1 protein-coding gene is annotated in these 1,802 nt (G+C 53.7%); it reads right to left on the bottom strand.

Annotated features, from left to right (window positions below; all coding sequences use genetic code 11):
* Positions 1-23: 23 nt before the first annotated feature.
* A partial coding sequence (aaeB, locus tag FDW87_RS02725; protein WP_252362967.1) for a p-hydroxybenzoic acid efflux pump subunit AaeB occupies positions 24-1,802 on the bottom strand: 1,779 nt, incomplete at its 5' end.

The following is a 1,802-nucleotide window of genomic DNA, read 5'->3' as shown; positions in this document are numbered from 1 at the left end:
CCTTTAGCGTCGGTTTCCAACTCTTAATTACTGGTTAGCGCATGCTGGTATTTGTGCAGCATCCCGCTAAGTCGTTTTACCGGCTCGGTCACCTGCGGTGGCGCTTGCCAGATGATTAATTTCTCCTGATAGATCTCAAGCTCTTCCAGCAACTGGCTAAAGTAGCGTCGGCGCTTGTCGTCGTTTCCTGCGGAAATCACGTGATCCGCAGTGCGACGAAGCTGGCGATGGAACGCGGATAGATCCTCGTTTACCGGTATCGGCGCATCGCGCAAGCGCTGATGCGCAATGATCATCGTCAGCGCCAGGCGAAACTTCGCCAGGTCGCCGGGAAATTTGTTCATCAGCAAAAACAGCTGCTGATAAAGCGCCGGGAGATGGTTTTCTTTACGACGTACCACGTTGGTGGTCATCGCTGAAACCGCCGCCGAGACAAACTGGTTGAGCAACACGCGACCCGTTCTGTCACGAGAGTTATCGCGCACCAACAGAATGACGATAAATGCCAGCACGCAGCCAACAATTTGCCCCAGCGCACTATCAAGGAACTGGCTAAAGTGGAAGGTCATCGGGTTATCCAGCACGATGATATTAATAGTGCTGGCCAGCGCCCCCATTGATCCCAGCCGTCGTTTCTGTACCTCTATACCCAGAAAGAACCCCAGCACCGCCAGGCTCAGGCACAGTAACAACATGCTTTGTTGCGTATTGGGGATAATCACCAAGAAATAGAGCGCCCCGAGCGGTAACGCCGCCAACGTACCGTAAATAAAGTCAATCGCCACCATGCGCGGGTTGGGCAAACGCATTGCCAGCGAAGTGACAACCGCAATCATCACCATTGCGCCGCTGCCGGAGGTCCATCCGGTCCACAGCCAGAATAAAGTTCCCAGCACACAAGAAAGCGTGGTGCGCCAGAAGTTGACCATCGCATGATGGCGCTCGGCAGACTCCACCTTCACTACTGGCTCACCTTGCAGGATCTCTTCTTCCAGGGCGCTAATTTTGGTATTACTCAGTACACCGCGTTTGAGCAACAGGTAGCGCGTCGCGGCGCCTGCCCAACTATATATCGTGATCGGCGTTTCGCGTTCGCCGGTCCAGGCAATCACCCGCCGCATCCGCTTCAACTGTTTATGAACATCCTGCACCGTTTCAACCGGCATATTGAACAACTCGCGGAAGGTATCAGTGATCAGTTCGGGTCGAGTGTTCTGAATAAGATAGGTTTCGCAGGACTGCGTGATGAGCGTGAGTGACAGCGTGTTCAATGCTTTGAGTCTGCGGTTAGCCCGCCCCCAGCGTGAGGACTCCATATTCAGGTTACTTCGCATGCCTTCCAGCGCCGCCGTACGCCGGACTAAATCGCCCCAGGCTTTGTCCACTTCTTCACTGTCACCATGCTTAATGCACAGTTGCATAAGCTGATACTGCGCCACCAGCAGGCTGTCCAGTTCGACATCAATCTCCTGTTTCACCGAACGGGGCGAAAAGAGCAGATCGGCCACAATAGCACAGACAATCCCCATCACTATTTCACTACAACGTTCGAGCGCAAATTGCGGCGTCAGCAGCGGTTCAGCCTGGATGGTAATGACGATGATCAGCGCCGTATAGCCCGAAAGTCCCCAGGCATAGGAGTTTTCGATCTTCACAAGCGACGAGATCCAGGTACAAAAACCGGCCCAGATACAACACACCAGGATCATCAATAACGGGGCGCGGATCATGCTGATGATAATGATCAGTGCAGCAATACAGCCGATAAATGTCCCGACAATACGCAGCATGCCGCGATAGCG

This window comes from Citrobacter sp. wls826 (assembly GCF_005281245.1).
GTDB lineage: Bacteria > Pseudomonadota > Gammaproteobacteria > Enterobacterales > Enterobacteriaceae > Citrobacter > Citrobacter braakii.
This window is presented reverse-complemented; position numbering and strand designations above follow the sequence as displayed.